Genomic DNA, 26,637 nt, shown 5'->3' on the forward strand with positions numbered 1-26,637 from the left:
TGCGATCCGGCGGAGCGGGACCGGCCCGTCGGGCCGGCCCAAGGACGTCGCTGGACGTCACATGCCGAACTGGACGCGCCGGCTGTTGCCACGCTTGAGGTTGCGGAACCGCGCCATCGCCCAGAGCGGGAAGAACTTCGGGTATCCATGGTAGCGCAGGTAGAACACCCGCGGGAAGCCGGTGGCGGTGTAGCGCTCCTCCTTCCAAAACCCGTCCGCGCCCTGCGTGCGGGTCAGGAAGTTGATGCCCCGGGTCACGGCCGGGTCATCGACCGCGCCGGCCGCCATCAGGGCGAGCAGCGCCCAGGCGGTCTGCGAGGCGGTGGACGAGCCGGGCTCGAAGGCCGGGTCGATCTTGTACGAGGAGGCGTCCTCGCCCCAGCCGCCATCCGGATTCTGGATCCGGATCAGCCAGGACACGGCCTTCTGGATGCGCGGATCGGCGGAGTCGACCCCGGCGGCGTTGAGGGCGCAGAGCACCGACCACGTGCCGTAGATGAAGTTCATGCCCCAGCGGCCGTACCACGAGCCGTCCTCCTCCTGATCGTTCAGGAGGTAGTTCACGCCGCGGTCGAGGGCGCGGGAGGTCTCCCGGGTCTCGCCGAGCTGGGACAGCATCCCGACCACGCGCGCGGTCACGTCCGCGGTCGGCGGGTCGAGCAGCGCGCCGTGATCCGAGAACGGGATGTGGTTAAGGTACATGTGGTTGTTGTCGGCGTCGAACGCCGCCCAGCCACCGTCCTCGGATTGCAGCCCCTCGACCCATTCCCGGGCGCGGGCGATCGAGGCCTTGTAGTCCGGCATGCCGGCGACGAGGCCGTGCTGGTGCATGGCCCGGTCCATCGCCATCACCACCACGGCGGTGTCGTCGAGGTCGGGATAATGCGCGTTGGCGTACTGGAAGGCCCATCCGCCCGGCCGGACCTTCGGCTTGCGCGCCGCCCAGTCGCCGACGATGTCGAGCACCTGCCGAGGCTTCAGCCAGTCCAGACCGGCGCGGGCCTGGGCCTCGGCCTCGGGGCCGCCGGCCTCGAGCAGCGCGTGGCTCGCGAGCGCCGTGTCCCAGACCGGCGAGACGCAGGGCTGGACGTAGGCCTCGTCGGCCTTCTCGACGACGAGCTTCTCGATGGCGTCGCAGGCGACGCGGACCTGCGGGTGATCGGGCCGGTAGCCCATCACCTCGTACATCAGCACCGAGTTGACCATGGCGGGGAAGATGGCGCCCAGGCCGTCCTCGCCGTTGAGGCGCTCGCTCACCCAGGCGCGCGCCATCTCCATGGCGCGCTGCCGGCTCTTGCGCGGCAGGTGGTTCTCGACCCTCTGCAGTACCCGGTCGATGAAGCCGAAGATCGGGGTCCAGGGCCACGTGGCGTGGGGCGAGCCCGGCCAGGAGCGGACGCTCTCCGGCGGGGTGACGAACAGCTCCTGCACGCTGATGCCGCGGGGATTGCGCGCCCGGGGCTTGGTCGCCTGCAGCACGAACAGCGGCACCACGGTGGTGCGGGCCCAGTAGCTGATCTTGTCGAGGTGGAACGGGAACCACTTCGGCAGGAACATCACCTCGACGGGCATCACCGGCACGGCGCGCCACGGCACCTCGCCGTAGAGGGCCAGCATGAAGCGGGTGAACACGTTGGCGTTGGCCGCGCCGCCGCGGGACAGGATGCCCTCGCGCGCCCGGCGCATGTGCGGCGCCTCGATGTCGTCGCCGATCATCTTGAGGGCGAAATACGCCTTGACCGTGCAGCTCATGTCGAACGGCCCCTCGTGGACGAGGGCCCATCCGCCGTGCCGCCCCTGGGTGCGGCGGAGGTAGCTGCCGATCTTGGCCTCGAGGTCGCCGGGGACCCGCGTGCCGCGGAAATGGTGGAACAGGATGTACTCGGACGGGATCGTGGCATCCGCCTCGAGCTCGAAGCAGATGTGCCCGTCGTCGTGCGCCAGGGCGGTCAGCGCGCGCGTCGCCTGCGCCACGCCGCGCTCGACGTCCTCGAGCGAGATCCCCTGAGTCTTCGAGCGCTGCAGCGCCTCGACTTTGCTAACGGCCTCTCTCATAGTCCTCGCCTCGAACGACCGCCTCGCGGCGGACGCCATGCCTCAAGCTGCGCCGCGCACCTGGGTTCCAGCACGCGCGGCAGATCCCGCACGCAAGGAACGTGCGGCCGTCTGGCCAGAGCGGATCGCTCCCTCGATCGTCGACGGCAGGCCGGTGGCGGTCCAATCGCCTGCCAGGACGAGATTGTCGTAGGCGGTTTCGGCCTTGGGGCGCCGCGCGGCTTCCGCCGGCGTCGCCGCAAAGGTCGCACGCTTCTCCTTTACGATCTGCCAGCTGGGCAGGTCGGGTGCAAGGTTGCACAACTGTGCGATCTCGGCCCAGATCTGCCGCGCGAGGTCTTCGCGGGGCACGTCGAGGAGCCGGTCGGCACCGCTGATCGTGACCGAATACCGGTCGGGATAGGCGAAAAGCCACTCCGTGAGGCTGTTGACCACGCCGAGGACGAGCGGGCTGCCGGGCTTCGGCACCAGCGCGAAATGCGCGTTCACGATAGAGCGGAATTCCACCGGTGCGAGGAGACCGGGCAACACCTCCCGGGCGACCCACGGCGGCAGCGCCAGCACGACGCCGTCCTCCGGACCGAGGGTCTCGGCACCGTCGGAGAACACGAGCTGCCCGACGCGGCCGTCCGCGAGGTCGAGGCCGCGCAGGCGACGGCCGAGGCGGATCTCGCAGCCGCGGCCCGTGAGGTAGCGGATCGCCGGATCCACGAAGGCGTAGGACAGCCCTTCGACGGCCACGAGCGGGCGGCAGGCCTTGCCGCCCGCCCCCAGGGTCTCGCGCAGGATCCGCGCCGCCAGCCCGACGTCGCTGTCGCGGGGCTCGGTGTTGAGGGCCGCGAGCAGCACCGGGTGCCAGAGGCGCCGGTAGAGCGTGCCCTCGCAGGCCATGTGGGCGCCGATCGTGCCGCCCGCGCCCTCCGCCTTGCCGGAGGCCGCGCGCAGGATCCCGAGGGGCGCGAGGTAGTCCCGCGCCCGGGTGCCGGGGACGCGGCGGGCCGGGCTCATCACCCACCAGGGCAGCCGCCCGGCGTTGGGCCGCAGCCGCCAGCGCTCGCCGGTCTTCAGGTCGGCGAAGTCGAACTCCGCCACGTCCGGCCCCACCAGGGCGTCGGCCGGCGCGCCGATCGTCCGGAGGAACCCGAGGGAATCGGCGTTGCCGGACAGGAGCAGGTGGTTGCCGTTGTCGATGGTCAGGCCGAGGGCCGGGTCGTAGTACGAGCGGCAGCGGCCGCCGGCCTGCTTGGCGGCCTCGTGCAGGACCACCCGGGCGCCGGATTCGGCGAGCGCGACGGAAGCGGCGAGGCCGGCGAGGCCGGCGCCGACGACGTGGACGGTGCCCATCAGATCAGGCCGTGCCGGACGACGACGCCCAGCAGCGCGAGCTTGCCGGGCTTCACCCGGGCGCGGGGCATCGCCCAGCCGCGCGCGAGCACCGCCTTGAGGTAGAGGTGATAGGCGGCGGCCATCAGCCGGGCGGCCTTGGTCGCCTTGCGGGGGCTGCGCCGGATGATCTCCCAGGTCGCCTGGTAATGGTCCTCGGCCTCGCGGGCGAGGGAGATGCAGACCTCGCCGATGCGGGGGTGGCCGATCGCCTCTGCCGGTGTCGGGTCGGTGAGGCCGATCGCCCGGAGCTTCTCGCGCGGCAGGTAGAGGCGGCCGCGCTCGGCATCCTCGTCGATGTCGCGCAGGATGTTGGTGAGCTGGAGCGCGCGGCCCTGGTGCCACGCCAGCCGGATGCCGTCCGCCTCCGGCATGCCGAAGATCCGCACCGACAGCCGGCCGACCGCGCTGGCGACCCGGTCGCAGTAGAGGTCGAGGGTCTCGGCGTCGGGGGCGACGATGTCCTCGACGGCGTCCATCGCCATGCCGTCGATGACCGCCTGGAAATCCTCGCGCTTCAGGCCGAATCGGCGCACGGGCTCCACGAGGTCGCGCACCCGCGGGGCCGGGCGGCCGGCGTAGAGCGCGTCGATATCGGCCCGCCAGCGGTCGAGCTCGACCTGCCGGACGGCCCGGGTGCCGCCGTCGTCGGCGACGTCGTCGACGGCGCGGCAGAAGGCGTAGACGGCGTACATCGCCTCCCGCCGCTCCTTCGGCAGCAGGCGCATCGCCGTGTAGAAGGAGGAGCCGGCGGCGGGCAGCGCCGGGGCGGCGCTCGCGTGGTCCTGGGCGGGCGTGGCGGTGGCGGTCACGAACGGATTCCCTGAGCCGCGGCCCGGACGGTCCGGCCGCGGAAGGGCCGGCGCGCCAGGGTGGCGGCGACGCCGCCCAGCGCCGTCAGCGCGAAGGCGGCCTTGCCGTGATGGACTTTCTCCGAGAGCGGGTCGCGCTCCAGCAGGCCCCGGCTCAGCACGACGGCGAGCCGGTGGATGGCGGCGATCTCCAGAGACAGGCGCAGGTCGTCGATCAGGTCCGGCAGGACCGCGCCCTCGTCGAGGAGGTCGAGGCAGCGCTGCGCCAGCTCGCGGATCGCGGCCCGGAGCTGCGGCGGCGCCTTCTCCTCCCCGAGCATCCCCACGGTGGCACCGTGGCGGTCGAGGCAATCCTGTGGGAGGTAGACCCGGTCGAGCGCCGCGAAGTCCTTGCCGCAATCCTGGAGGTGGTTGATCACCTGGAGCGCCGCGCAGATGGCGTCGGACGCCCGGTAGACCCGGGCCGGGTCTTCGCCGTGCACGTCGAGGACGTAGCGGCCCACCGGCATCGCCGAGTAGCGGCAGTAGTGGATCAGCTCGTCCCAGTCCGCGTAGCGGTTCTTGCGCGCGTCCATGCGGAACGCGTCGAGGAGTTCCAGGGCGTGCCGGGGCGGCAGGCCGCGGGCCGCGAGCTCGCGCTTCAGCGGCTCGGCCTCGGGATCGGACGGCCCGGCGCCGGTGAGCGCGTCGGCGAGGCGATCGAGCAGCTCGATCTTGCGCTCGGGCGACAGGGCGGCGTGATCGGCCACGTCGTCGCCGGCGCGGACGAAGTTGTAGAACGCCAGGATCGCGCCCCGGTGGCGGGGATGGATCAGGTGCGAGGCGACGGGGAAGTTCTCGTCGCGGTGCCCCTTGCCGGAGCGCGTCGCGGTGGCGGAATCGAGGGTGCTCATGCGAGGTAGCCCGCCTCCCGGAACCACGTGATCGCGTCCGACAGGCCCTCGCGGTACGGCCGGGCCGTGTAGCCGAGTTCGGCGCGCGCCTTCCTGTCCGAGAAGAACATCCGGTAGCGCGACATGCGGATCCCGTCGATCGTCGCGAAGGGCTGCTTGCCGGTGACCCGCGCGGCGAGCTGCGCGAAGAACGCCACCGGATAGACGGCGGCCCGGGGCAGATTCACGGTCGGCGGCTTGCGCCCGACCATGCCGGCGATGTCGGCGAGCATCTGCGAGAGGAACACGTCCTCGCCGCCGAGGATGTAGCGCTCGCCGATGCGGCCCTTGCGCAGCGCCAGGAGGTGTCCCTGGGCCACGTCGTCCACGTGGGCGAGGTTGAGCCCGGTATCGACGAAGGCCGGCATCTTGCCGAGCGCCGCCTCCTGGATGATCCGGCCGGTCGGCGTCGGCTTGACGTCGCGGGGACCGATCGGCGTCGACGGGTTGACGATCACCGCCCGCAGGCCGTCCCGGGCGACCATCTCCTCGACCACCCGCTCGGCCACGACCTTGCTGCGCTTGTAGGCGCCGATCGCGGTCTCGGGCGTCAGCGGCATGGTCTCGTCGGAGGGCGTGACGCCGTCGGCCGGCGGTTTGATCGTCGCGACGCTCGACGTGTAGACGACACGCTCCACGCCGGCCTCGAGCGCCGCGCGCATCATCAGGCGCGTGCCGTCGCGGTTGGTGCGGACGATCTCCTCCATGTCCGGCGCCCAGAGCCGGTAATCGGCCGCGGCGTGGATCAGGTAGCGCTGGCCGCGCATCGCCGCCGCCACGGCGGCCGGGTCGCGCATGTCGCCCTCGGCGATCTCCACGTCGGTCCAGGTGAGGTTGCGGCGGGGGCTCGACGCGCGCACGAGGATGCGCACCGGGAAGCCGGCCCGGCGGAACACGTCGACCAGGGCTGAGCCGAGGAAGCCGCTCGCGCCGGTGATCAGCACGGGACCGACCTCGGACGGGCCGGAAGCTGGGGCCTCTGCCATCGCGGATCTGGAGGATTACCGAAAACCAGTGCGGCCGGGGATCCCCAGCCGCGCCGCGCTTGTGTCATCGAACCGCCCGAGCGGCAAGCTTGAGCGGTGCCGGACAGGGTCGCGCCGCGGCGCGGCACGCGCCCGTGGGCGTGTTACGCACAACAGGCGGGGCCGTCCCGGCAGGGCCCGGCACGGGACGCGCGGCCCGATCCCCGCGGCCGCGGGGAGTTCGGGCCCGCGGCCTACGCCGCGACCCACGACGCAACCTTGCCAGGTCGCGAAAAACCGACTATGCGCCGCCCCTCGCGTTCGCTCCGGCCGGGGGCTGAACGGACGGTGCCGCTCGCGGCACAGGGCTCTCCCAGATCCCGTCGTCCGGTGTCTCCGCCTTCGATCAACCGCTCGGGCCTGAAAATCGGCTCGAAGGGCTTGGCGCCGAGCGTAGCGCGAGATGAACCGGCCCGAATCAGCCGCCTTCCGGCGGCCGGGCTCCTTTTGACGATGAAAGGCCCGACAATGCCTCTCTACGAGCATGTGCTCTTGGCCCGCCAGGACGTGACGTCCCAGCAGGTCGAGACGATGATCGACACCTACAAGGGTGTGATCGAGCAGAACGGTGGCCGTCTCGAGAAGATCGAGATGTGGGGCGTGAAGTCCCTCGCCTACCGGATCAAGAAGAACCGCAAGGCGCACTTCGCCCTCCTCAACATCGACGCCCCGCCGGCCGCCATCGCCGAGATGGAGCGCCAGATGCAGATCTCCGAGGACGTGCTGCGCTTCATGACCATCCGGGTCGAGGAGCTCGATTCCGAGCCGTCCGCCATGATGCAGAAGCGCGACCGCGACGACCGCAAGGATCGCGAGCGCGGCCGTCGTCGCGATGACGAGGGCTTCGGCGGTGGCGGCTTCGGCGGCGACCGTGGTGACCGCGGCGATCGCGGTGACCGCGGCGAGCGCAGCTTCGGCGGGGAGGGCTAACCCATGGCATTCGGTGCTGGTGCGGGCGGCGGACGCCGTCCCTTCTTCCGTCGTCGCAAGACCTGCCCGTTCTCCGGCGCGAACGCGCCGAAGATCGACTACAAGGACGTCAAGCTCCTGTCCCGCTACGTGTCCGAGCGCGGCAAGATCGTGCCGTCGCGGATCACCGCGGTCTCGGCCAAGAAGCAGCGCGAGCTCGCCCAGGCGATCAAGCGCGCCCGCTTCCTCGGCCTGCTGCCCTACGTGATCAAGTAGGCCATCAGAACCCGCCGGCCCGGCATCTGCCCGGGCCGGCCCTCCCAGAGGGCGGCTCGCGCCGCCCGATCGTTGGGGCGCGTAGCCGCCTCTAACCCTGCCGTACCGGCAGCGGGACAGCGGAATTCATGGCACAGCACATCGGCATCGGTATCGGCGCGGGCCTCGTCTCCGCACTCCTGTTCGGGGTGCTGCTGAAGGCGACGCCGCTCGCGATCCTGCTCTACCTCGTGGCGCCGCTTCCGATCCTGATCGTCGGCCTGGGCTGGAGCCACAAGGCCGCGCTCGCCGCGGCCGCCGCCGGCAGCCTCGCGCTGGTCCTGGTGATCGCGCCCTTCCTGGGACTGGCCTTCGCGGCTTACATCGCCCTGCCCGCCTGGTGGCTCGCCTACCTCGCGCTCCTCGGGCGCGAGACGCCCGCCGGCCTCGAATGGTACCCGACCGGCCGCCTGCTCGGCTGGATTGCCGCCACGGCCGCCCTCGCCTTCATCGCCATCGCGGTCCTGTCGTCGCCGAACCACGCCGCCTTCGACGCGCAGCTGCGCGGGCTCGCCCAGACCCTGGTCCAGACGCGGCTGCCCTCCGCCCGCCCGTCCCCCGAGACCCCGCGCGCAGATGCCCCGCGCGCCGACGCGCCCTCGACCGGCGGCGAGGCGGGCGGCAAGGACGGGGCGGCGACGCCCGGTCCGGCCCCGCAGGCCGACGCCGACCCGGCGGACGTCACGCGGGCCGAGGTGGCGGACGCCCTCGCCCGCGTCGTGCCCGCCTTCGCGGCGAACGGCCTCGCCCTGCTGCTGGCCTTCTACCTCTGGGCGTCGGCCCGGATCGTGAAGATCTCCGGCCGCCTGCCGCGGCCCTGGCCCGACATCCCCTCGACCGCCATGCCGCGCAGCACGCTCGTGGCGGTCGCGGCGGCCGTCGGGATGTGCTTCGCGCCCGGCTATGTCGGCGTGTTCGGGGTCGCGCTGCTCGGCGCGTTCAGCGCCGCCTTCGCCCTCCAGGGGCTCGCCGCCTTCCACGACCGCTCCCGCGGCCGGCCGGGGCGCGGGCTCATGCTGTTCGGAATGTACCTGATCCTGTTCGTGACCCAGGGCATCGCCCTGGTCGCCCTGACCCTGTTCGGCCTCGCCGACACAGCCCTCGACCGCCGACGCCCCAAGGGCGATCCGGCGCCGTGAGACCCCGGCCCGCGTGGCCGAACACCTGAAGGAGAAAGACCATGGAAGTGATCCTGCTCGAGCGCGTGGCCAAGCTGGGCCAGATGGGCGAGACCGTGAATGTCCGTCCGGGCTTCGCCCGCAACTTCCTGCTCGCCCGCGGCAAGGCCCTGCGCGCGACGGAAGCCAACAAGAAGCACTTCGAGGCCCAGCGCGCCCAGCTCGAGGCCCGCAACCTCGACCGCAAGAAGGACGCCGAGGTCGTCGCCGAGAAGCTGAACGGCCAGAGCTTCGTCCTCATCCGTCAGTCCGGCGAGACCGGCGTCCTCTACGGCTCGGTCTCGACCCGCGACCTCGCCGAGGTCGTCGCGAAGGAGGGCTTCACGGTCGATCGCGGTCAGTTCACCCTGAACCAGCCGATCAAGACGCTGGGCCTTCACACGGTCCCGGTGGTGCTGCACCCCGAGGTCGAGGTGGAGATCACCGTCAACGTCGCCCGCAGCCCCGAGGAGGCCGAGCGTCAGGCCCGCGGCGAGTCGGTGACCGAGCGCGAGGCGTTCAACCTCGACGACCTCGGCCTCGAGGTCGGTCAGGCGCTGGCCGATGCCGGCGAGGGCGCCGACGACCGCGGCTGATTCCCGTTTGCAGGCTTGACCGGCCGGCCAACCGGCCGGTCGGGCCTGCGGCGGCGTGGCCGGGCAGCGAGGCCGACCCCGCCGTGTATACCGGTGAACACTGGGGATGATGGTCCCCGAGACTTGACACGTTCCAGTTTTGTTCCAGCATGGACGCCCGCCCCTCGCGAGAGTCGGCGGGCGTCCGCTTTTCCGCGCCCCGGCCCGGGAGAAACGGCCGTCGGCTAGGCTTCGGTAACCATACCGGCGCCAAGGTCGTGCGGTGTGATCCTGGCGCGCCCGCCGCGGCGCCTGATACGGAGTCGTCCGCCGATGGCCTTGCCCAATGCGCTCACGGCCAAGCTCGAAGCGGTCCAGGCCGAGTACCGCGTCGCCCCGCACAACATCGACGCGGAGCAGGCGCTGCTGGGCGCGATCCTGGTGAACAACGACGCCTATTACCGGGTGTCGGACTTCCTGCTGGCCGAGCACTTCATGGAGGATGCCCACCAGCAGATCTTCACGGTGGCGGCCTCCCTGATCAAGGCCGGCAAGCTCGCCACGCCCATCACCATGAAGACCTATCTGGGCGACGCCGATTTCGGCGGCCAGACGGTGATGCAGTACCTCGCGCGCCTCGCCGCCGACGCGACGACGGTGATCAACGCCGGCGAGTACGGCCGCACGATCTACGACCTCGCCATCCGTCGCCGGCTGATCACCATCGGCGAGGATCTGGTGAACGGCGCCTACGAGGCGCCGGTGGAGCAGGCGCCCAGGGACCAGATCGAGGAGACCGAGCGCCGGCTCTACGAGCTGGCGGAGGCCGGACGCTACGACGGCGGCTTCCAGAAATTCTCGGACGCGCTGACCGCCGCGGTCGACATGGCCGCCAAGGCCTACCAGCGCGACGGCAAGCTCTCGGGCATCGCCACGGGTCTGTCCGACCTCGACGCCAAGATGGGCGGCCTGCAGCCCTCCGATCTGATCATCCTCGCGGGCCGCCCGGCCATGGGCAAGACCTCGCTGGTGACCAACATCGCCTTCAACATCGCCAAGGCCTACCGCGGCGAGAAGCAGCCGGACGGAACGACCCGGACCGTGAACGGCGGCATCGTGGGCTTCTTCTCGCTGGAAATGTCGGCCGAGCAGCTCGCGACCCGCATCATCGCCGAGCAGTCGGGCGTGCCCTCCTACAAGATCCGCCGCGGCGACATCAGGCCCGAGGATTTCTACAAGATCACCGACGCGGCCCGGGACATGCAGACGATCCCGTTCTACATCGACCAGAGCGGCGGCATCTCGATCGCCCAGCTCGCCGCCCGGGCCCGGCGCCTGAAGCGCCAGAAGGGCCTCGACCTGCTGATCGTCGACTACCTCCAGCTCCTCTCGGGCTCGGGCAAGCGCAGCGACAACCGCGTGCAGGAGATGACCGAGATCACGACGGGCATGAAGGCGCTCGCCAAGGAGCTGGCGGTGCCGATCATCGGCCTGTCGCAGCTCTCCCGTCAGGTGGAGAACCGCGACGACAAGCGCCCGCAGCTCGCCGACCTGCGCGAATCGGGATCGATCGAGCAGGACGCCGACGTCGTCATGTTCGTGTTCCGCGAGGAGTACTACGTCGGGAACAAGAAGCCCCGCGAAGGGACCGAGGAGTTCTTCGCCTGGGAGGCCGAGATGCAGCGCGTCCACGGCAAGGCCGAGGTGATCCTCGGCAAGCAGCGTCACGGCCCCACCGGCACCGTGGAGCTGCAGTTCGACGCGAACATCACCCGGTTCTCGAACCTCGCGCAGACGGACCGGATCCCCGAGCAGATGTGAGCGTCGCGTCGTCATCGCGAGCGCGGCGAGGCGAGCCGGGCCGGCGCGCGATCGCCGAGTGTGGCGCCGGCTGGGTTGCTTCGCTGCGCTCGCAAGGACGGTGAGGAGCTTTGCTGACCGGGACTCGGAGCGATGTCCCGGTCGTTCTGGCCTTCGTCGGGAGCCGCGAACCATCGCCAAGCCCGGCCGTTGTGGGAGGGTGTGTCCCGCCGCGGCAGGAGCGACGATGAGCGAGCCGACCCCTCCGAAGATGCCGTACTGGCACGTCTACACCGATGCGGAGGGTGTGAGCCGCCAGGAGCTGTTCCACCTCGAGCGGTTCAAGTTCGAGGGGATCAACCCCGAGACCGCGCCGCAGTGGAACGACAAGATGGACCCGGCGCCGTCGGTCGTGACCTTCACGGTCCTGCCGGTCGGCTGGGTCGGCGAGTGGCACGAGAATCCGCGGCCGCAATGGATCGCCGTCCTGTCGGGCCGCTGGTTCGTCGAGACGATGGACGGCCACCGGGTCGAGATGGGCCCGGGCGAGCTGATGATGGGCGAGGACCAGAACACGAAGGCGCGCGACGGCCGGAAGGGCCACCTGTCCGGGACGGTGGGCGACGAGCCCTGCACGATGATCGTGACCGGGCTGCAGGTCGAGCCGACCGTCAATCAGCCCGGTCGCTTCAAGTAGGGGCGGCTCCATGGACGGCTTCGAACTCACGCAGCCGCGCTTCAAGGCCTACATCCTGCCGAACGCGCCGCTGCAGAAGCTCGCGGACGGGTTCCGCTGGACCGAGGGCCCGGTCTGGTTCGGCGACCGCGACGAGCTCCTGTTCTCGGACCTCCCCAACAACCGGGTGATGCGCTGGTCGGAATCCGCCGGCCTGAGCGTCTACCGCGAGGCGAGCGACTTCGAGAACGGCCACGCCCGCGACCGCCAGGGGCGGATGCTGTCCTGCTCGCACCGCGGCCGGCGCATCCATCGGACCGAGCTCGACGGGCGGGTCACCGGCCTGGTCGAGCACTACCGGGGGCGACGCCTGAACTCGCCCAACGACATCGTCTGCAAGTCGGACGGGACGATCTGGTTCTCGGACCCGCCCTACGGCATCCAGACCGACTACGAGGGCGGCAAGCAGGAATCCGAGCTGCCCGCCGCCGTCTACCGCTTCGATCCGCGCGACGGCTCGCTGCGGGTGGTGGCCGACGACTTCCAGGGGCCGAACGGGCTCTGCTTCTCGCCCGACGAGCGCAGGCTCTACATCGTCGAGACCGGGCTGCAGTTCGACACCGATCCGCTCCAGCACGTGCGCGTCTTCGACGTGGCCGAGGACGGCAGCCTGTCGGGCGGCGACGTGTTCTGCCGGATCGCGCCGGGCAACGCCGACGGCATCCGGTGCGACGAGCACGGCAATGTCTGGTCGAGCGCCGGGGACGGGGTCCACTGCATCGACCCCGGCGGCGAGCTGGTCGGCAAGATTTTCGTGCCCGCAACGGTCGCCAACCTCACCTTCGGCGGACGCAACGACAGCCGCCTGTTCCTGTGCGCCTCGCAGGCGCTCTACGCGATCTACGTGAACGTGCGGGGAGCGCCGCTCCTGTGAGCGGCACCGCTCCCGAGGGCGGCGTGCGGGCCCTCGCGGGGTTCGGCCGCACGGTCGCGGACCTCGCCGTCACGGAGGCCTTCTACCGGGACGGGCTCGGCTTCGCGCGGGCCGCCCCGCCGGAGCCGGTTCCCGCCGCGCAGGCGGAGGCGATGGGGCTCGCGGACCGGCGCGCCACCCAGCTGCGCATGCGTCTCGGGGGGCAGACCGTGACCTTCCTGGCGGTCGATCCGCCCGGCGCGCCCTACCCAACCGATCCCGCGGCGACCGACCCGTTCTTCCAGCACCTCGCGATCCCGGTCCGCGACATGGAAGCCGCGGCCGCGCGGCTGGCGCGGCTCGCCCCGACGCCGATCAGCCGTGGCGGGCCGCAGCGCCTGCCGGCCTCCACGGGGGGCGTGACCGCCTACAAGTTCCGCGACCCCGACGGGCATCCCCTGGAGCTGATCTTCTTCCCCGACGGCCCCGCGGCCGCCCGCTGGCGCGACGCGCCGGGCCTGTTCCTGGGGATCGATCACTCGGCGATCACCGTCACCGACCTCGACGCCACCCTGGCCTTCCTGACCGGCCCCCTCGGGCTGGCGGTGTCGGAGCGTGGCCTGAACCGCGGGCCGGAGCAGGCGCGCCTCGACGGCGTCGACGATCCGCAGGTCGACGTGATCGCCCTGGCGCCGCCGGACCCCGCGCCGCACGTGGAGCTCCTGCATTACCGCACGCCCGCGACAGAGCGGCGGCTCGTCGTCGAGCCCGCCGACCGGGCCGCCACCCGCTACCTGTTCACCGCAGCGGATCCGCGGGCCCTGTCGCGGCGCCTGCGCGAGAGCGGGCGAACGCCGCGGACCTCCGCCGACGGCGCGGCAGCCTACTGCGCCGGCCCGGACGGACACGGCTTCTTGTTCGTGCGCGGCTGAGGCCTCCGTTCCGGGAGCGTGCGCCCGGGCTTGACGCGTCGCCCCTCCGGCGTCCAATCCGGCCGCCCCGGAGGTGAGTTAGATGCCGCTCCTCGCCCTGCCCTTTCCGGCCATCGATCCGGTGGCGATCGCGATCGGGCCGATCACGATCAAATGGTACGCGCTCGCCTACATCGCCGGCCTGATCGGCGGCTGGTATTACGCGCGCCGCCTCGTCATGGCCGACAGCCTCTGGGGCGTGGTGAAGCGCCCGCAGGTCGTCGACATCGACGACCTCGTCGTCTGGGTGGCGCTCGGCGTCGTGCTCGGCGGGCGGATCGGCTACGTGCTGTTCTACAATCTGCCGATGTACATCGCCGATCCGTGGGAGATCCTGGCGATCCGCAATGGCGGCATGTCGTTCCACGGCGGCTTCATCGGGGCCATCCTGGCCTTCGTGCTGTTTGCCCGCGGGAAAGGTCTCAACGCCTACACGCTCCTCGATATCGGCGCCGTGGTGGTGCCGATCGGCCTGTTCTTCGGCCGGATCGCCAATTTCGTGAACGGCGAGCTCTGGGGCCGCGCGGCGCCGGACTTCCCTTACGCGATCGTGTTCCCGAGCGGCGGCCCGCTGCCGCGCCACCCGAGCCAGCTCTACGAGGCCGCCACCGAGGGCCTGCTGCTGTTCATCGTGATGGCGGTCAGCGTCCGCCGGTTCGGCTTCCGCAAGCCCGGGCTCCTCGGCGGCATCTTCGTCCTCGGCTACGCGCTGGCCCGGACCTTCTGCGAGTTCTTCCGCGAGCCGGATCGCCAGCTCGGCTTCCTGTTCGGCGACCATCTCGGTCCGATGGGCGGCGGCGTGACCATGGGCATGCTGCTGTGCGTGCCGATGATGATCGTCGGCCTGACCTACATCGTGCTGGCCGCGACCGGCCGGACACGGCCCCGCCATCCGGTGGAAGCGCCGGCCGCCGAGGCCGCCCGCAAGGCGGCCGTCGAGGCGTGACCCCCCTCGGAACCGAGATCGCGGCGCTGATCCGGCAGAACGGGCCGATCGGCGTCGACCGCTACATGGCCCTCTGCCTCGGCCACCCGGTCCACGGCTACTACCGCACCCGCGATCCCCTGGGCGCCCAGGGCGACTTCACCACCGCGCCCGAGATCAGCCAGATGTTCGGAGAACTGCTCGGTGCCTGGACAGCCTACGTCCGCGGCCCGATCGGGTCGCCGGATCCGCTCCTCCTGGTGGAGCTGGGGCCCGGCCGCGGCACGCTGATGGCGGACGCGCTGCGCGCGCTGCGGGCAGCGCTCCCGGGGGTGCGCGTGGCACCGCACCTCGTCGAGACGAGCCCGGTGCTGCGGGCCGCGCAGGCGCGCGCCCTCGCCGGGACCGGTGCCGCGTGGCACGACAGCGTCGACACGCTGCCCGAGGGGCCGGCGATCATCCTGGCCAACGAGTTCTTCGACTGCCTGCCGGTGCGCCAGTTCGAGCGCCGGCCGTCGGGCTGGCACGAGCGGCAGGTCGGTCTCGATCCGGCGGGCGGCCTCGCTTTCGGCCTGTCGCCGGAGCCGGTCCCGGGCCTCGCGGCGGACGGCCCGGACGGCGCGCTGATGAGCGTGCCGGCGGCCGGCCTCGCGCTGATACGCGCGCTGGCGCGGCGGCTGTGTTCCGAAGGCGGCGCCCTGCTGGCCATCGATTACGGCCATGTGCGTCCGGGCTTCGGCGACACCCTCCAGGCGCTGGCGGGACATCGCTTCGCCGACCCGCTGGCGGAGCCCGGCGAGGCGGATCTGACGCATCACGTCGATTTCGCCGCCCTCGCCCAGGCGGCGCGGGCCGAGGGCGCCGCGATCCACGGCCCCGTCGATCAGGGCGACTTCCTGGCCGCCCTCGGACTCGGGGCCCGTGCCGAGCGTCTGAAGGCACGGGCGAGCCCCGCGCAGGCCGCCGCGATCGACGCGGCGGCCGCGCGCCTGACCGATCCGGGCCGGGGCGGGATGGGAAGCCTGTTCAAGGTGCTGGCGGTGAGCGGCCCGTCCGTCGGGCCGCTCCCGGGATTTCCGGGGCTCTGAGCCGCCGGGACGATGCGCGGCCCCGTACGGGTCGGCTACTCTCAGCCGAAGGAGCCGAAGCCGGAATCGGTCTGGCTGGCGGGCCGCGGAGTCGGCGGCGCGGGCGGGTTGAGGTCGGTCGGGTCGAAGGCGGCGGGCTCTCCCGTGACGGGGTGGGCAGGCGCGCTCGGAATCCGGGGCTCTTCGGCCTCGGGCGTCTCGGGCAGGGCGTCGGTCTCGATCCCTCGTGACATCGCGATCCTTCTCAAGGCGGGGCCGGATCGGCTCCGTACTGCAATGCAGCAAGAATCTGACGGTTGAACGACATCGTCAAGGGTCCGCCCTTGCGCTATCGGGGCGCGACAGGGGCAAGCGCGAGGCCGACCGTGACCGCAGGCATGTTCATCGAGGCGCCGGAACTCTCCGCCCATGCGGGCGTGCGCCACGCCTTCTTCACCCGCGTCGGCGGGGTCTCCGAGGGCCTGTACGCGTCGCTCAATGGCGGCCTCGGCTCCCAGGACGCGCCGGAGCGCGTCGCCGAGAACCGGGCGCGGATGTGCGCGCAGCTCGGCCTGCCGCGGGACCGGCTCGTGAGCCTGTATCAGGTCCACTCGGCCGACGTGGTCACGGTCGAGGCCCCCTTCGCGGCGGAGCGGCCGAAGGCCGACGCCATGGTGACGCGGGTCCCGGGCCTGGCGCTCGGCATCGCCACCGCGGATTGCGGGCCGATCCTGTTCGCGGATCCCGAGAACGGCGTCGTCGGCGCCGCCCATGCCGGCTGGAAGGGCGCGCTCACCGGCGTGATCGGCGCGACCGTGTCGGCGATGGAGGCGCTCGGGGCGCGGCGCAGCCGCATCGTCGCCGTCCTGGGACCGACGATCGGTCAGGCCTCCTACGAGGTCGGTCCGGACTTCGTCGCGCGCTTCGGGAGCGATGCCCCCGGCATGGAGCGCTTCCTCGGCCCCGGCACGCGGCCGAGACACGCCCAGTTCGATCTTCCGGGCTTCATCCTGGCCCGGCTCGGCGAGGCCGAGATCGGCGAGGCCACCGCACTCAATCTCTGCACTTACGCCGATCCGGAGCGGTTCTACAGCTACCGGCGGACCACGCATCGCGGCGAGGCGGATTACGGCCGCCTGATCTCCGCGATCACGCTGGTGCCCTAACGAGCCAGTGCGGCCTCGGAAAGGGGCTGCGACACTTTGTCGATCCTCGGCCCGAAAAAAAGCGTAGCCTTAAATGAACCTTGGCCATTCGACCGCGTTTAGGGGTCAAGGTGCCGGGGAAAACGGCGGGTTGCCACAAGGGGCCGCGAGAGCGGTCGGCGACACCGCGGAGCGCAAAGCAACCCTGGAACCGCTGGAACGCAGCCAGATCCGGTTCCGCAACCGTCCGCCCGTGGGACGGCGCGGACCACCAGTGAGGACCAGATCATGAAATCCATGCTCCGTGTGACCACGGCCCTCGCGGGCGTCGCCTTCGCGGGTTCGGCCTTCGCCGCCGACCTTCCGCGCCGCGCCGCCCCGCCGCCGGTGTTCACCCCCGTCCCGGTCTTCACCTGGACCGGCGCCTACTTCGGTATCAACGCCGGCTACGCCTTCGACGCCAGCGACCGCAACACCGGCAACACCTTCGCCGTCCCCTTCCCCTACGCCGCCCCCGGCACCGTCGCCTCCTTCCGCAACCGCAGCCAGGACGGCTTCTCCGGCGGTGGCCAGATCGGCTACAACTACCAGTTTACCCCGGGCTCCGGTGTCGTGATCGGCTTCGAGGCCGACGCCCAGTACCTCGACTTCGGCCGCAGCCGGAACAACGCCTTCATCTCCGGCGCGCTGGCCCCCGGCTACTACGTCACCGACCCGCGCGGCCTCTCCAGCCTCGACTTCTTCGGCACCGTCCGCGGCCGCCTCGGCTACGCCTTCGACCGCACCCTCGTGTACGGCACCGGCGGCTTCGCCTACGGCTCGGGCAGCGCCGACCGCTCCTTCGGTGGCTTCGCCGGCAACGACAGCTTCCGCACCGGCTGGGCCGCCGGCGGCGGCATCGAGTACGCCCTGCCCACCGACTCGTTCCTGAACTTCTTCCGCTCCTCGGCCGTGACGCTCAAGGTCGAAGGCCTGTACGTCAACCTCGACCGCGGCACCCGCAACCAGGGCGCGTTCGTCATCAACGCCGCCAACAACTTCCCGGTCGTCTACAGCGGCGTCGGCCGCCGCGACGACCAGTTCGCCGTCGTCCGCGCCGGCCTGAACTACAAGTTCGGCACGTTCTAGGATCGCGTCGGCGCGGCCGCGGCCGCGCCCCACACTCGGCATGCAGGAAGCCCGGCCGGCAGGTCGGGCTTCTCGCGTTTCGGGATAGGCGGATGAAGTTTTCGCAATCCCCCTGACAAAGCGTCGCCGCGCACCCATGTCCTAGCTGCCATGCGGCGCGTTCGGGCCCGCGGGTGAGATTCGAGGAGGACGACTCCATGAACAGCGAAGAACGCGACGTCATTTCGGGAATCTTCCAGCGGCTGGAGCAGGCGCAGACCCAGCCTCGCGACGCGGAGGCGGAGCGCTTCATCGCCGACAAGCTCCGCGCGCAGCCCTACGCGCCCTACGCGATGGCGCAGCTGATCTACGTGCAGGAAGAGGCGATCAAGAGCCTGAACCAGCAGCTGGAGCAGGCCCGCAGCCAGGCGGCCCCGGCCCAGTCCTCCGGGGGTGGCGGCTTCCTGTCGAGCATCTTCGGCGGCGGCAGCCAGCAGCGCCAGGAGCCCCAGCCCGGCTACGGGCAGCCGCGTCCGGGCGGCCAGCCCTGGGGCAATCAGGGCGGCCCGCCGCAGGGTTACCCGCAGCAGGGTTACCCGCAGCAGGGCGGCTACCCGCAGCAGCAGGGCGGTCCGTGGGGCGGCCAGCCCCAGGCCCCGGCGCGCGGCGGCGGCTTCATGGCGACGGCCCTGCCCATGGCGGCCGGCGCTGCGGGCGGCATGCTCCTCGGCAGCGCCCTGTCGAACGCCTTCGCGGGCGGCCATTCGAGCCTCGGCAGCGCCGCGGCCGCCGGTCTCGGCGGCGGGGGCGAGACCGTCGTCAACAACTACTACGGCGATGGCGGCGGCAACCAAGATCTCGGCTCGGCCCTCGACAACAGCGGCGGCGACATGGGCAGCTTCCAGGACGCCGGCTACAGTGATCCGGGCGGTGATTTCGGCGGCGACCTCGGCGGCGGCGACGACAGCGACTGGACCTGATCGTCCCTGAGACGCAGCGGAAGGCCCGGTCGCGTCAGGCGCGGCCGGGCCTTTCTCGTATCCGGAAGGTCCGATCCGCGACCGGGGCCGCGTCGGCCGCTCAGAGGACCTCGACCCGCGTCCCCACCGGCACGCGCTCGTAGAGATCGATGACGTCGTCGTTCATCATGCGGATGCACCCCGACGAGACCGACTGCCCGATCGTGTTGGGCTCGTTCGTCCCGTGGATCCGGTAGAGCGACGAACCCAGGTAGAGGGCGCGGGCGCCCAGCGGGTTCTCCGGGCCGCCGGCCATGTGGCGCGGCAGGTCGGGACGGCGGGCCAGCATCTCGGCCGGCGGCGTCCAGTCCGGCCACTCCGCCTTACGGCTGACCGTCTTCAGCCCGCTCCAGGCGAAACCGGGGCGGCCGACGCCGATCCCGTAGCGCAGGGCGCGCTGCCCGGCCTGCACCAGGTAGAGATGCTTTCCGGCGGTGTCGATCACGATCGTTCCGGGCTTCTGCCGCCCCGTGAAGGCCACTTCCTGGCGCTGGTACTCCGGCGAGACCGCGCGGCCGATCCGGCCCGGATCTCCCTGGGGCGCACCGTAGGCGGCCGCGGGCGGCGCACCGTAGGGCTGAGGGGCGCCGGAGGCCTGGCCATAGGGCTGGCCGTAAGCCTGCCCGTACGCCTGCCCGTAACCTTGCGCCGGCTCCGGCTCGACCGGCACCAGCTCGCCGGAATAGGCCGCGACGCGCTGCTGCGGCGCCGCGCGCTGCGGCCAGCCGCGCCCAGGCGCGCCGCCGGCGCTGCCGGTGACGAGATACTCGATCAGCCCGCCGCCGTAGCCGCCCTCGGCGTAGCGCGCCTGCTGCGCCCGGGCGGGGCCGTACAGCACGAACGCGGCCGCGGCCACACCCATTCCCAGACGGACTGAACGCCGCATCGTCGCATGCTCCCGAGCCGGTGCCCGTGCTCCCGGCCCGCGAACGATCCCGTCGAATTTTACCGAATCCGGTGAACGAACGTGGTGAATCGCCGGGGCGGCCCGGCCCGTCCCCGGCCCGTCGCGACCAGCGTGAATCGGCGGTTAAGCCCCGACGAGGCCCTGGGTCCCCGGGCGCAGGGAGCCGGCGGTAAGAAGCTCGGCAGTCACAGTCCGCTAACCGTTATGGTAGACAGTCGCGGCGACGGAACCCGAACGCTCACGCCCGGACGATGACCCAGAAGCGCTATCGCATCGAAGACAGTCTCGGGCTTCCCGCGGCTCCCCCTCCCGGACCCGGGGCGTCCGCCTCGAGCGAGCGCCTGGAGGAGATCTTCAACGCCATCCAGGACTTGCGCCGCGTCACGCAGATGAGCGCGAGCGAGACCATCGAGTCGTGCCGCCGCGAGCTGCACGAGGCGCTGGCGATGCGCACCGAGCTCGACGTGATGAAGGAGGCGATCACCCGCACCAAGTCGGAGCTGGCGACGCTGCACCGGACCGAGAACACCGGCAAGGGCATGCGCCGGGCGGCCGACGAGCTCGACGCGGTGGTCGACTCGACGGAGCGCGCCACCACGCAGCTCCTCGGCGCGATCGAGGAGATCGAAAGCCACGCCGGCATGCTCAACGCCGCGACGCTGCCGCCCGGCACGAAGCAGCACGTCGACGTGATCCTCGAGCGCGTGATCACCGCCTACGAGGCCTGCAACTTCCAGGACCTGACCGGCCAGCGGATCACCAAGATCGTCAGCGTGATGAAGTTCATCGAGGAGCATCTCGACCGGCTCATCGCCACGTGGTCGGAACTCGACAGCTTCAAGGAGCTCATCACCGTCATGCCGGTGCCGACGTCCCTGGACGACGAGAGCTCGCTGCTCAACGGGCCCAAGCTCGACCACGACATCGGCCACGTCGACCAGAGCGACATCGACTCGCTGTTCGACTGATCGAGCCGACCGGGCGCGCGATTTTTGTCGCCGCCCCGGTCCCCCTGGCGGTCCGGAACGCTTAGATCTGCGGTATGAGCCGCAGAGCCCTCTCAGACCTGCCCCCCGACACCTTCGACGACGGCCGCGACGCCGAGCGGGACGAGACCGCCGACGAGCCGGAAGCCGGCCTCCCCGAGACGGAGGCGCCGGAGATCGATTTCGACTTCGAGCCGGGCGCCGTCCAGGCCGGAACCGAGGTGATCCGCCGGTTCTGGTCGACACTGCCGTCCTCGCCCGGCGTCTACCGGATGTTCGACCATCGCGGCGACGTCCTCTACGTCGGCAAGGCCAAGAACCTGAAGGCGCGGGTCGGCTCCTACGCGCGGGGCCAGGCGCACTCGAACCGCATCGCCCGGATGATCTCGCAGACGGCGGCGATGGAGTTCGTCACCACGGCGACCGAGACCGAGGCGCTCCTCCTCGAGGCCAACCTGATCAAGCAGCTGAAGCCCCGCTTCAACGTGCTGATGCGGGACGACAAGTCGTTCCCCTACATCCTGGTCACCGACGACGGCCCCGCCCCGCAGATCGTCAAGCACCGGGGCGCCCGGCGCCGGAAGGGCAATTATTACGGCCCGTTCGCCAGCGTGTGGGCGGTGAACCGGACGGTGAACGCCCTGCAGCGCGCCTTCCTGCTGCGCACCTGCACCGACAGCTACTACGAGAACCGCACCCGGCCCTGCCTACTCTACCAGATCAAGCGCTGCTCCGGCCCCTGCACCGGTGAGATCGCCGCGAACGACTACGCGGCCATGGCGGATTCCGCCCGGGCGTTCCTCGCCGGCAAGTCGAACGCCGTGAAGGACCGGATGCGCGCCGAGATGCAGGAGGCGTCCGAGGCGATGGAGTTCGAGCGCGCCGCCCGGTTCCGCGATCGCATCGCCGCCCTGTCGGCGATCCAGGGCGTGCAGGGGGTCAACACCCAGGGCGTCGAGGAGGCGGACGTGTTCGCGCTGGACGAGCAGGCCGGCCAGTTCTGCATCGAGGTGTTCTTCTTCCGGAACTTCCAGAACTGGGGCAACCGCGCCTATTTCCCGAAGGCCGACCGGACGATGACGCCCGACGAGGTGCTGGGCTCGTTCATCGGCCAGTTCTACGACGACAAGCCCGCCCCCCGGACCGTGCTGACGAGCCACGCGATCGAGGACGCGGAGCTGGTCGCGGCGGCCCTGTCGAGCCGGGTGGAGTACCGCGTCGAGATTCACAGGCCGAGCCGCGGCGAGCGGAAGAACCTCGTCGACTACGCCCAGCGCAACGCCAAGGAGGCACTGGCGCGGCGCCTCGCCGACACGGCCTCCCAGGGCAAGCTGCTCGCCGCCCTCGGCCAGGCCTTCGGCCTCGACGGGGCGCCCCGGCGGATCGAGGTCTACGACAACTCGCACATCATGGGCACGAACGCGGTCGGCGGCATGATCGTCGCCGGCCCGACGGGCTTCATGAAGGCGCATTACCGCACGTTCAACATCAAGTCCGAGGACCTGACCCCCGGGGACGATTACGGCATGATGCGCGAGGTGCTGCAGCGGCGCTTCAAGCGGCTCGTGAAGGAGGCGCCGCGCACGGAGCGCGAGGCGGCCGTGGCCGCCGCCGAGGGCGGCGTGCCGGAGCCGGTGCCAGCCCCGGCGGAGGAGAGCGAGGCGTTCCCGGCCTGGCCGGACCTCGTGCTGATCGACGGCGGCAAGGGCCAGCTCGACGCCGCGCGGGCGGCGCTGGAGGAGGTCGGCGTGGCGGGCGTGCCGCTCGTCGGCGTCGCCAAGGGCCGCGACCGGGATGCGGGCCGGGAGACGTTTTTCGTGCCCGGCCGGCCACCCTTCAAGCTTCCGCCGCGCGACCCGACGCTCTACTTCGTGCAGCGGCTCCGCGACGAGGCGCACCGCTTCGCCATCGGCAGCCATCGGGCCAAGCGGAAGCGTGAGATGGTGAAGAATCCGTTGGACGAGATCGCCGGGATCGGTCCGAGCCGCAAGCGCGCGCTGCTGCACCACTTCGGGACCGTGAAGGCGATCGAGCGCGCCGCCTTCGAGGATCTGGCCAAGACCCCGGGCGTGAACGCCGCCACCGCGCGGGCGGTCTACGACTTCTTTCATGCCGGCGCCTGAGAACCCGGCCGCGATGGCCGCGGCGGAGTCTGAGGCGTTGACGCCCGGGCCCCGCTCTGATTTCACCCCTCCGATGAACGCCGTCCTTCCCCGACGACGGTCGCCGGCCTGGACGCTCGCGAATTGCCTGACCTACGGGCGCCTCGTTGCCGTGCCGGTGATGGTCGCGCTGCTGTTCTGGCCCGAATCCCACACGGCGCGGTGGACGGCGCTGGGGGTGTTCGTCGCGGCCGCGATCACCGACTACCTCGACGGGTACGTCGCCCGCACCTACCACCAGAGCTCGGCGCTCGGCCGGATGCTCGATCCGATCGCCGACAAGCTCCTGGTCTCGGCGTGCCTGCTGATGCTGGCGGCGGACCACACCATCGTCGGCTCGAATATCTGGGCGGCCATCGTGATCCTGTGCCGCGAGGTGCTGGTCTCCGGCCTGCGCGAGTATCTGGCGGAGCTGAAGGTCGGCGTGCCGGTCAGCCGGATCGCGAAGTGGAAGACCACCGTGCAGCTCCTGGCCCTCGGCTTCCTGGTGGCCGGTCCGGCGGGCGAGACGGTGCTCCCGGGAACCGAGCCGATCGGCCTGACGCTCCTGTGGCTCGCCGCCGCGCTCACGCTCTGGACCGGGTGGGACTACATGCGGGCCGGGATCAAGCACGTCATCGACGATCCGCGCTGAGGGATCCGTCTCCGGGACGCGCGGTCCCTGCCCTGTCTCCGGTACGGTGATGCGATGAAGCTCGTCTATTTCGCCTGGGTCCGCGAGCGGATCGGCCGCTCCGAGGAGGAGCTGGCGCCGCCGCCGGAGGTCGCCACCGTCGCCGATCTCGTCGGTTGGCTCCGGGGCCGGGGCGAGGAATACGCCTACGCCTTCGAGGATCCCGGCGTCGTCCGTGCCGCGATCGACCGGGCCCACGCCAAGTCGGACGCGCCGATCGCGGGGGCCCGCGAGATCGCCTTCTTCCCGCCGATGACCGGCGGCTGAGACCCGGCCGCGCCGCGCACGTAGTTCGCCGGGGTTGCTTCGGGTCGGCTTCCGCGGTCATTGGCGCCGTCGCTCCGGCTGCACCTCATGCCGAACGGCGCGCGGGCCGAGCCAAGTTCTCTACGGGTTCGGCCCGCCTCAGGACGCGACACGCCGCGGAACGCCCAAGCTGGCATTGCCGTTATCCGCTACCGAGATCGGTATTGGAGTTTCAGCATGCGCATGACCTTGCTCGCGACCGCCGCCCTGTTGAGCCTCGGCGCCGCCGCGCAGGCCCAGACCACGGTGATCGAGCGCGACCGCCCGGCCGTCGTCGTCGACCGCCCGGCCTCCGAGTCGAAGTCCGTGACCGTTCACGACCACGGCGACGGCTGCGTCACCAAGACGGTGCGCAAGGAGAACGACATGGGCGACTCGAAGACCGTCAAGAAGGAGACCTGCGACTGAGGCAGGGAAGCGGGCCGGGCCGGAGCGCCGTCGACGCCTCCGCCCGGCCGATCCTTTGCCCGGCCGCTTGGTTGCCCGGCGCCGGTCCTAGCGCCAGCCCGCGTCGATGAAGTACGCGTGGGCCGTACACATCCGGGCATCGTCCGAGGCCAGGAACAGGACCAGCGCGGCGACGTCGGCCGGCTGGATCCGACCGTCCAGGCACTGCGCGGCGACGATCTCCGCCTCGCCCTCCGGCGAGTACCATCGCTCCTGGCGGGGCGTCTGAACGTTGCCCGGCACGATCGCCGCCACCCGGATGTTGTCGCGGCCGAGGTCGCGGGCGAGCGCCCGGGTCATGCCCTCGATCGCCGCCTTGGCGGTCTGGTAGAGCGGCATCTCCGTCAGCCCGAGATGCCAGCTGATCGATCCGAAATTGAGGATCACGCCACCGCCGGCGCGGCGCATGGGTGGGACCGCCGCCTGGGCCGCGAAGAACAGGTGGCGCAGGTTCACCGCCATCCGGTCGTCCCAGTAGGCGGGCGTCACGTCCGCGAGAGCGTGGCGGTCGTCGTTGCCGGCATTGTTGATCAGGATGTCGAGCCCGCCGAGGGTCGTGTCGGCCTCGGCCACCAGCGCGCGGACCGCCTCGATATCGGTCAGGTCGCAGCGCCGGTAGAGCGGGGCGTGCGCGGCGCCGGGCGCGAGGCGCGCCACCACGGCGCGGGCCGCGTCGTCCGCGATATCGCAGAACAGGACGCGGGCGCCCTGCCCGACGAAGGCCTCCACCAGCCCCTCGCCGATGCCCGAGGCACCGCCGGTCACGAGGACGCGCTTGCCGGCGAGGCTGGGATACCGCGCGCGCTGATCGCCCGTCGCCGTCATCGATCCTCCTCGACGTGGCTCGCCCGGCCGGAATTTGTCCGAGTTTATCACGATGGCCACCCGCGGCAACGGCGGCGCGGCCGTCCGACATTCGCGAAACGTTAACGGTTCGCGAATGAGATCGCCGGGTCTTCTAGAAAGGAACACCCGATGCCCCTGCGCCTGGAACTCAAGCCGTTCGAGCGGCTGATCATCAACGGCGCGCTGCTCCGCAACGGCGACCGTCGCTCGACCTTCCTGATCGAGACGCAGTGCAAGTTCCTGCGCGAGAGCGAGATCATCACGGAGAGCGAGGCCGACACGGCCTGTAAGCGTCTCCACCTGACGCTGACGGTCATCTACCTCGCCGACGACCCGACGCAGGGCATCGACCTGTTCTTCCGGCAGGCCACGGACTTGCTGGGACTCGCGCCGGCCGCCGCCGGGCAGATCGCCGCGATCGCCCAGGCCGTCGAGGCCGGCGAGTATTACCGGTCGCTCAAGCTGAGCCGCAAGCTCGTCGAGTGGGAGGCGGCCGGCGCCGAATCGCCGGCCGAGGTGCCGGACGCCGCGGCGGCTCGCTGACCGGCACGCGGCCTCAGCCGGGATTGCCCTGCAGGCCGGCGGCGATGTGATTGTTGATCGACACCAGCGTGGCGATCTTCTCTGGCGTGGGAGCGATCATCGTGTCGATGCAGCTCTGGAGCACGAACACGCCCAGGCGTCCGACGCCCTGCTTCACGTCGGCGGGGAGCGGGTTCTCCGCGGACGTCGCCTCGGAGGTCAGCAGCGTCCAGACCCGCTGGTTGAACGACAGGGCCTCGTTGATGCGCCCGGCGTCGCCGCTGGTGAGCCCCTGGCTGGCGCCGATCAGCTTCTGCGCTGCCTTGAGCAGCACGGCGGATTCGGCTTCGCGGGGCGACAGCGCGCTGTGGGAGGTCTTGGCGTAGGCGTTGGCGGCGTAGTTCATCGGCGGTCCAGCCCCGTCGTCGGGCCTGCCACTGAGGCAAGCTAGCGCGTAGCTGTCGCAGATCAGGAGTTAAAAGCGCGTGAGCGCCGCATCCGCCATGATGCCGCCGGGTTGGTTATCGACGACGCTGTGCGGCCGAAAGGAACCGGCCCCCGGACCCCAACCCCGATGTTGAATTTCGTTCTCGGAACTGTTGCCGGCGGCCTGATCGCCTGCGTGCTGACCATCGCGGCGGCACGGCAACCCGAAGTGCAGTCCCGACTGGGCCTTGTGCCGGTAGCGCCGGCGACCCTGGCGGCGGTCACGAAACCGGCCGAACCCGATTGCGGCCGGAGGACGGAGCCGACCCCGAAGATCGGCTCCCAGGAGATGCTGTTCAACCGCCAGAGATTCTGGTCGGTCGCACCATAATCAGAACGTGCCGATCAGCATGAGCAGCATCGTCGTGGCGACGGTGGTGCTGACGAAACCGCACAGGGCGGCCGCGAAGGACGGACCGGTGCGGGTGACGGTGGGCTCGATGTCGTTCGAGAGCGTGGCGGGGGTCATCGGCGCAGAACCTTCTCGGCGACCAGCGTCGCGCGTATCGGGGTGAT

At 71.1% G+C, this 26,637-nt stretch carries 30 protein-coding genes; 20 read left to right on the forward strand and 10 right to left on the reverse strand.

What is annotated here, in order from left to right; all coding sequences use genetic code 11:
• Nucleotides 1-57: 57 nt before the first annotated feature.
• From shc to hpnA, 5 genes are read right to left on the reverse strand one after another with little or no spacing between them, the layout of a single operon-like run.
• A complete protein-coding gene (gene shc, locus ACX9MN_RS20930; protein WP_056531748.1) occupies nucleotides 58-2,055 on the reverse strand; it encodes a squalene--hopene cyclase in 1,998 nt (665 codons plus the stop codon).
• A 42-nt stretch (nucleotides 2,056-2,097) separates the two neighbouring features.
• Complete coding sequence (gene hpnE / locus ACX9MN_RS20935) at nucleotides 2,098-3,399, reverse strand: hydroxysqualene dehydroxylase HpnE (RefSeq protein ID WP_489725322.1); 1,302 nt, start codon at nucleotides 3,397-3,399, stop codon at nucleotides 2,098-2,100.
• Complete coding sequence (gene hpnD / locus ACX9MN_RS20940) at nucleotides 3,399-4,250, reverse strand: presqualene diphosphate synthase HpnD (RefSeq protein WP_020090629.1); 852 nt, start codon at nucleotides 4,248-4,250, stop codon at nucleotides 3,399-3,401. The genes hpnE and hpnD overlap by 1 nt, the downstream gene beginning before the upstream one ends.
• A complete protein-coding gene (gene hpnC, locus ACX9MN_RS20945) occupies nucleotides 4,247-5,143 on the reverse strand; it encodes a squalene synthase HpnC (RefSeq protein ID WP_489725323.1) in 897 nt (298 codons plus the stop codon). The genes hpnD and hpnC overlap by 4 nt, the downstream gene beginning before the upstream one ends.
• Nucleotides 5,140-6,168, reverse strand: a complete 1,029-nt coding sequence (hpnA, locus tag ACX9MN_RS20950) for a hopanoid-associated sugar epimerase (RefSeq protein WP_489725324.1) — start codon at nucleotides 6,166-6,168, stop codon at nucleotides 5,140-5,142. Before hpnA ends, hpnC begins: the two co-directional genes overlap by 4 nt.
• A 507-nt stretch (nucleotides 6,169-6,675) precedes the next feature.
• Here hpnA and rpsF point away from each other — a divergent pair.
• The 10 genes from rpsF (at nucleotide 6,676) to ACX9MN_RS21000 (ending at nucleotide 15,536) form a co-directional block, all read left to right on the forward strand.
• A complete protein-coding gene (gene rpsF / locus ACX9MN_RS20955; protein ID WP_020090632.1) occupies nucleotides 6,676-7,137 on the forward strand; it encodes a 30S ribosomal protein S6 in 462 nt (153 codons plus the stop codon).
• 3 nt (nucleotides 7,138-7,140) lie between these two features.
• On the forward strand, nucleotides 7,141-7,392 hold the full coding sequence (gene rpsR, locus ACX9MN_RS20960) for a 30S ribosomal protein S18 (protein ID WP_007561044.1): 252 nt from the start codon (nucleotides 7,141-7,143) through the stop codon (nucleotides 7,390-7,392).
• Between the two features lie 128 nt (nucleotides 7,393-7,520).
• Entirely contained in the window at nucleotides 7,521-8,570 is a 1,050-nt protein-coding gene (locus ACX9MN_RS20965; RefSeq protein WP_020090633.1) for a DUF2232 domain-containing protein, read from the forward strand.
• Between the two features lie 41 nt (nucleotides 8,571-8,611).
• Nucleotides 8,612-9,184 carry a 50S ribosomal protein L9 gene (rplI, locus tag ACX9MN_RS20970; protein ID WP_020090634.1) on the forward strand — a complete coding sequence of 191 codons (573 nt, stop codon included), beginning with the start codon at nucleotides 8,612-8,614 and terminating at the stop codon, nucleotides 9,182-9,184.
• 312 nt (nucleotides 9,185-9,496) lie between these two features.
• On the forward strand, nucleotides 9,497-10,984 hold the full coding sequence (locus tag ACX9MN_RS20975) for a replicative DNA helicase (protein ID WP_020090635.1): 1,488 nt from the start codon (nucleotides 9,497-9,499) through the stop codon (nucleotides 10,982-10,984).
• Between the two features lie 226 nt (nucleotides 10,985-11,210).
• On the forward strand, nucleotides 11,211-11,660 hold the full coding sequence (locus ACX9MN_RS20980; protein WP_020090636.1) for a cupin domain-containing protein: 450 nt from the start codon (nucleotides 11,211-11,213) through the stop codon (nucleotides 11,658-11,660).
• A 10-nt stretch (nucleotides 11,661-11,670) separates the two neighbouring features.
• Entirely contained in the window at nucleotides 11,671-12,573 is a 903-nt protein-coding gene (locus tag ACX9MN_RS20985; RefSeq protein ID WP_091977744.1) for an SMP-30/gluconolactonase/LRE family protein, read from the forward strand.
• Complete coding sequence (locus ACX9MN_RS20990; protein WP_489725325.1) at nucleotides 12,570-13,484, forward strand: VOC family protein; 915 nt, start codon at nucleotides 12,570-12,572, stop codon at nucleotides 13,482-13,484. The genes ACX9MN_RS20985 and ACX9MN_RS20990 overlap by 4 nt, the downstream gene beginning before the upstream one ends.
• 82 nt (nucleotides 13,485-13,566) lie before the next feature.
• Nucleotides 13,567-14,469 (forward strand): prolipoprotein diacylglyceryl transferase, encoded by a 903-nt coding sequence (gene lgt, locus ACX9MN_RS20995; protein WP_020090639.1) that lies wholly within the window; start codon nucleotides 13,567-13,569, stop codon nucleotides 14,467-14,469.
• Nucleotides 14,466-15,536: a class I SAM-dependent methyltransferase gene (locus tag ACX9MN_RS21000; RefSeq protein ID WP_489725326.1), complete on the forward strand. Its 1,071-nt coding sequence runs from the start codon at nucleotides 14,466-14,468 to the stop codon at nucleotides 15,534-15,536. Before lgt ends, ACX9MN_RS21000 begins: the two co-directional genes overlap by 4 nt.
• Nucleotides 15,537-15,577: 41 nt before the next feature.
• Here ACX9MN_RS21000 and ACX9MN_RS21005 read toward each other — a convergent pair whose 3' ends face one another.
• On the reverse strand, nucleotides 15,578-15,769 hold the full coding sequence (locus ACX9MN_RS21005; protein WP_012322302.1) for a hypothetical protein: 192 nt from the start codon (nucleotides 15,767-15,769) through the stop codon (nucleotides 15,578-15,580).
• A 144-nt stretch (nucleotides 15,770-15,913) separates the two neighbouring features.
• Between ACX9MN_RS21005 and pgeF the strand changes: the two genes are divergently transcribed.
• From pgeF to ACX9MN_RS21020, 3 genes are all read left to right on the forward strand, one after another.
• The gene (gene pgeF, locus ACX9MN_RS21010) at nucleotides 15,914-16,681 is read left to right on the forward strand and encodes a peptidoglycan editing factor PgeF (protein WP_489726341.1); all 768 of its coding nucleotides are present in this window, start codon (nucleotides 15,914-15,916) and stop codon (nucleotides 16,679-16,681) included.
• 267 nt (nucleotides 16,682-16,948) lie between these two features.
• Complete coding sequence (locus ACX9MN_RS21015) at nucleotides 16,949-17,788, forward strand: outer membrane protein (protein WP_103984927.1); 840 nt, start codon at nucleotides 16,949-16,951, stop codon at nucleotides 17,786-17,788.
• Nucleotides 17,789-17,985: 197 nt separating this feature from the next.
• Entirely contained in the window at nucleotides 17,986-18,747 is a 762-nt protein-coding gene (locus tag ACX9MN_RS21020; protein WP_091679149.1) for a DUF2076 domain-containing protein, read from the forward strand.
• A 100-nt stretch (nucleotides 18,748-18,847) separates the two neighbouring features.
• Here the strand turns inward: ACX9MN_RS21020 and ACX9MN_RS21025 are convergent, their stop codons facing one another.
• Nucleotides 18,848-19,672: a L,D-transpeptidase gene (locus ACX9MN_RS21025; protein ID WP_489725327.1), complete on the reverse strand. Its 825-nt coding sequence runs from the start codon at nucleotides 19,670-19,672 to the stop codon at nucleotides 18,848-18,850.
• 272 nt (nucleotides 19,673-19,944) lie between these two features.
• Between ACX9MN_RS21025 and ACX9MN_RS21030 the strand changes: the two genes are divergently transcribed.
• The 5 genes from ACX9MN_RS21030 (at nucleotide 19,945) to ACX9MN_RS21050 (ending at nucleotide 24,228) form a co-directional block, all read left to right on the forward strand.
• A complete protein-coding gene (locus tag ACX9MN_RS21030) occupies nucleotides 19,945-20,661 on the forward strand; it encodes a protein phosphatase CheZ (RefSeq protein WP_020090645.1) in 717 nt (238 codons plus the stop codon).
• 74 nt (nucleotides 20,662-20,735) lie between these two features.
• Nucleotides 20,736-22,802: an excinuclease ABC subunit UvrC gene (gene uvrC, locus ACX9MN_RS21035; protein ID WP_489725328.1), complete on the forward strand. Its 2,067-nt coding sequence runs from the start codon at nucleotides 20,736-20,738 to the stop codon at nucleotides 22,800-22,802.
• A gap of 73 nt (nucleotides 22,803-22,875) precedes the next feature.
• Nucleotides 22,876-23,475, forward strand: a complete 600-nt coding sequence (pgsA, locus tag ACX9MN_RS21040; protein ID WP_020090647.1) for a CDP-diacylglycerol--glycerol-3-phosphate 3-phosphatidyltransferase — start codon at nucleotides 22,876-22,878, stop codon at nucleotides 23,473-23,475.
• 54 nt (nucleotides 23,476-23,529) lie between these two features.
• Nucleotides 23,530-23,781: a molybdopterin converting factor subunit 1 gene (moaD, locus tag ACX9MN_RS21045; RefSeq protein ID WP_091925415.1), complete on the forward strand. Its 252-nt coding sequence runs from the start codon at nucleotides 23,530-23,532 to the stop codon at nucleotides 23,779-23,781.
• 216 nt (nucleotides 23,782-23,997) lie between these two features.
• Complete coding sequence (locus ACX9MN_RS21050; RefSeq protein WP_020090649.1) at nucleotides 23,998-24,228, forward strand: hypothetical protein; 231 nt, start codon at nucleotides 23,998-24,000, stop codon at nucleotides 24,226-24,228.
• 87 nt (nucleotides 24,229-24,315) lie between these two features.
• Here the strand turns inward: ACX9MN_RS21050 and xylB are convergent, their stop codons facing one another.
• Nucleotides 24,316-25,092 carry a D-xylose 1-dehydrogenase gene (xylB, locus tag ACX9MN_RS21055; RefSeq protein WP_489725329.1) on the reverse strand — a complete coding sequence of 259 codons (777 nt, stop codon included), beginning with the start codon at nucleotides 25,090-25,092 and terminating at the stop codon, nucleotides 24,316-24,318.
• 150 nt (nucleotides 25,093-25,242) lie between these two features.
• Between xylB and ACX9MN_RS21060 the strand changes: the two genes are divergently transcribed.
• Nucleotides 25,243-25,656: a flagellar biosynthesis repressor FlbT gene (locus ACX9MN_RS21060; RefSeq protein ID WP_056531717.1), complete on the forward strand. Its 414-nt coding sequence runs from the start codon at nucleotides 25,243-25,245 to the stop codon at nucleotides 25,654-25,656.
• 13 nt (nucleotides 25,657-25,669) lie between these two features.
• On the opposite strand, the gene flaF is transcribed toward ACX9MN_RS21060, so the two are convergent.
• Entirely contained in the window at nucleotides 25,670-26,041 is a 372-nt protein-coding gene (gene flaF, locus ACX9MN_RS21065; protein ID WP_091679159.1) for a flagellar biosynthesis regulator FlaF, read from the reverse strand.
• 168 nt (nucleotides 26,042-26,209) lie between these two features.
• Between flaF and ACX9MN_RS21070 the strand changes: the two genes are divergently transcribed.
• On the forward strand, nucleotides 26,210-26,452 hold the full coding sequence (locus ACX9MN_RS21070; RefSeq protein ID WP_020090653.1) for a hypothetical protein: 243 nt from the start codon (nucleotides 26,210-26,212) through the stop codon (nucleotides 26,450-26,452).
• Here ACX9MN_RS21070 and ACX9MN_RS21075 read toward each other — a convergent pair whose 3' ends face one another.
• Nucleotides 26,453-26,590, reverse strand: a complete 138-nt coding sequence (locus ACX9MN_RS21075) for a hypothetical protein (protein WP_020090654.1) — start codon at nucleotides 26,588-26,590, stop codon at nucleotides 26,453-26,455.
• Nucleotides 26,591-26,637: the final 47 nt, after the last annotated feature.

Source organism: Methylobacterium sp. 1A, from assembly GCF_058072805.1.

Excerpts from the sequence above, each read along its gene's own strand:
- shc (WP_056531748.1), bottom strand. The coding sequence starts at position 2,055 with ATGAGAGAGGCCGTTAGCAAAGTCGAGGCGCTGCAGCGCTCGAAGACT.
- hpnE (WP_489725322.1), bottom strand. The coding sequence starts at position 3,399 with ATGGGCACCGTCCACGTCGTCGGCGCCGGCCTCGCCGGCCTCGCCGCT.
- hpnC (WP_489725323.1), bottom strand. The coding sequence starts at position 5,143 with ATGAGCACCCTCGATTCCGCCACCGCGACGCGCTCCGGCAAGGGGCAC.
- hpnA (WP_489725324.1), bottom strand. The coding sequence starts at position 6,168 with ATGGCAGAGGCCCCAGCTTCCGGCCCGTCCGAGGTCGGTCCCGTGCTG.
- rpsF (WP_020090632.1), top strand. The coding sequence starts at position 6,676 with ATGCCTCTCTACGAGCATGTGCTCTTGGCCCGCCAGGACGTGACGTCC.
- rpsR (WP_007561044.1), top strand. The coding sequence starts at position 7,141 with ATGGCATTCGGTGCTGGTGCGGGCGGCGGACGCCGTCCCTTCTTCCGT.
- ACX9MN_RS20965 (WP_020090633.1), top strand. The coding sequence starts at position 7,521 with ATGGCACAGCACATCGGCATCGGTATCGGCGCGGGCCTCGTCTCCGCA.
- rplI (WP_020090634.1), top strand. The coding sequence starts at position 8,612 with ATGGAAGTGATCCTGCTCGAGCGCGTGGCCAAGCTGGGCCAGATGGGC.
- ACX9MN_RS20975 (WP_020090635.1), top strand. The coding sequence starts at position 9,497 with ATGGCCTTGCCCAATGCGCTCACGGCCAAGCTCGAAGCGGTCCAGGCC.
- ACX9MN_RS20980 (WP_020090636.1), top strand. The coding sequence starts at position 11,211 with ATGAGCGAGCCGACCCCTCCGAAGATGCCGTACTGGCACGTCTACACC.
- ACX9MN_RS20985 (WP_091977744.1), top strand. The coding sequence starts at position 11,671 with ATGGACGGCTTCGAACTCACGCAGCCGCGCTTCAAGGCCTACATCCTG.
- lgt (WP_020090639.1), top strand. The coding sequence starts at position 13,567 with ATGCCGCTCCTCGCCCTGCCCTTTCCGGCCATCGATCCGGTGGCGATC.
- ACX9MN_RS21005 (WP_012322302.1), bottom strand. The coding sequence starts at position 15,769 with ATGTCACGAGGGATCGAGACCGACGCCCTGCCCGAGACGCCCGAGGCC.
- pgeF (WP_489726341.1), top strand. The coding sequence starts at position 15,914 with ATGTTCATCGAGGCGCCGGAACTCTCCGCCCATGCGGGCGTGCGCCAC.
- ACX9MN_RS21015 (WP_103984927.1), top strand. The coding sequence starts at position 16,949 with ATGAAATCCATGCTCCGTGTGACCACGGCCCTCGCGGGCGTCGCCTTC.
- ACX9MN_RS21020 (WP_091679149.1), top strand. The coding sequence starts at position 17,986 with ATGAACAGCGAAGAACGCGACGTCATTTCGGGAATCTTCCAGCGGCTG.
- ACX9MN_RS21025 (WP_489725327.1), bottom strand. The coding sequence starts at position 19,672 with ATGCGGCGTTCAGTCCGTCTGGGAATGGGTGTGGCCGCGGCCGCGTTC.
- ACX9MN_RS21030 (WP_020090645.1), top strand. The coding sequence starts at position 19,945 with ATGACCCAGAAGCGCTATCGCATCGAAGACAGTCTCGGGCTTCCCGCG.
- uvrC (WP_489725328.1), top strand. The coding sequence starts at position 20,736 with ATGAGCCGCAGAGCCCTCTCAGACCTGCCCCCCGACACCTTCGACGAC.
- pgsA (WP_020090647.1), top strand. The coding sequence starts at position 22,876 with ATGAACGCCGTCCTTCCCCGACGACGGTCGCCGGCCTGGACGCTCGCG.
- moaD (WP_091925415.1), top strand. The coding sequence starts at position 23,530 with ATGAAGCTCGTCTATTTCGCCTGGGTCCGCGAGCGGATCGGCCGCTCC.
- ACX9MN_RS21050 (WP_020090649.1), top strand. The coding sequence starts at position 23,998 with ATGCGCATGACCTTGCTCGCGACCGCCGCCCTGTTGAGCCTCGGCGCC.
- xylB (WP_489725329.1), bottom strand. The coding sequence starts at position 25,092 with ATGACGGCGACGGGCGATCAGCGCGCGCGGTATCCCAGCCTCGCCGGC.
- ACX9MN_RS21060 (WP_056531717.1), top strand. The coding sequence starts at position 25,243 with ATGCCCCTGCGCCTGGAACTCAAGCCGTTCGAGCGGCTGATCATCAAC.
- flaF (WP_091679159.1), bottom strand. The coding sequence starts at position 26,041 with ATGAACTACGCCGCCAACGCCTACGCCAAGACCTCCCACAGCGCGCTG.
- ACX9MN_RS21070 (WP_020090653.1), top strand. The coding sequence starts at position 26,210 with ATGTTGAATTTCGTTCTCGGAACTGTTGCCGGCGGCCTGATCGCCTGC.
- ACX9MN_RS21075 (WP_020090654.1), bottom strand. The coding sequence starts at position 26,590 with ATGACCCCCGCCACGCTCTCGAACGACATCGAGCCCACCGTCACCCGC.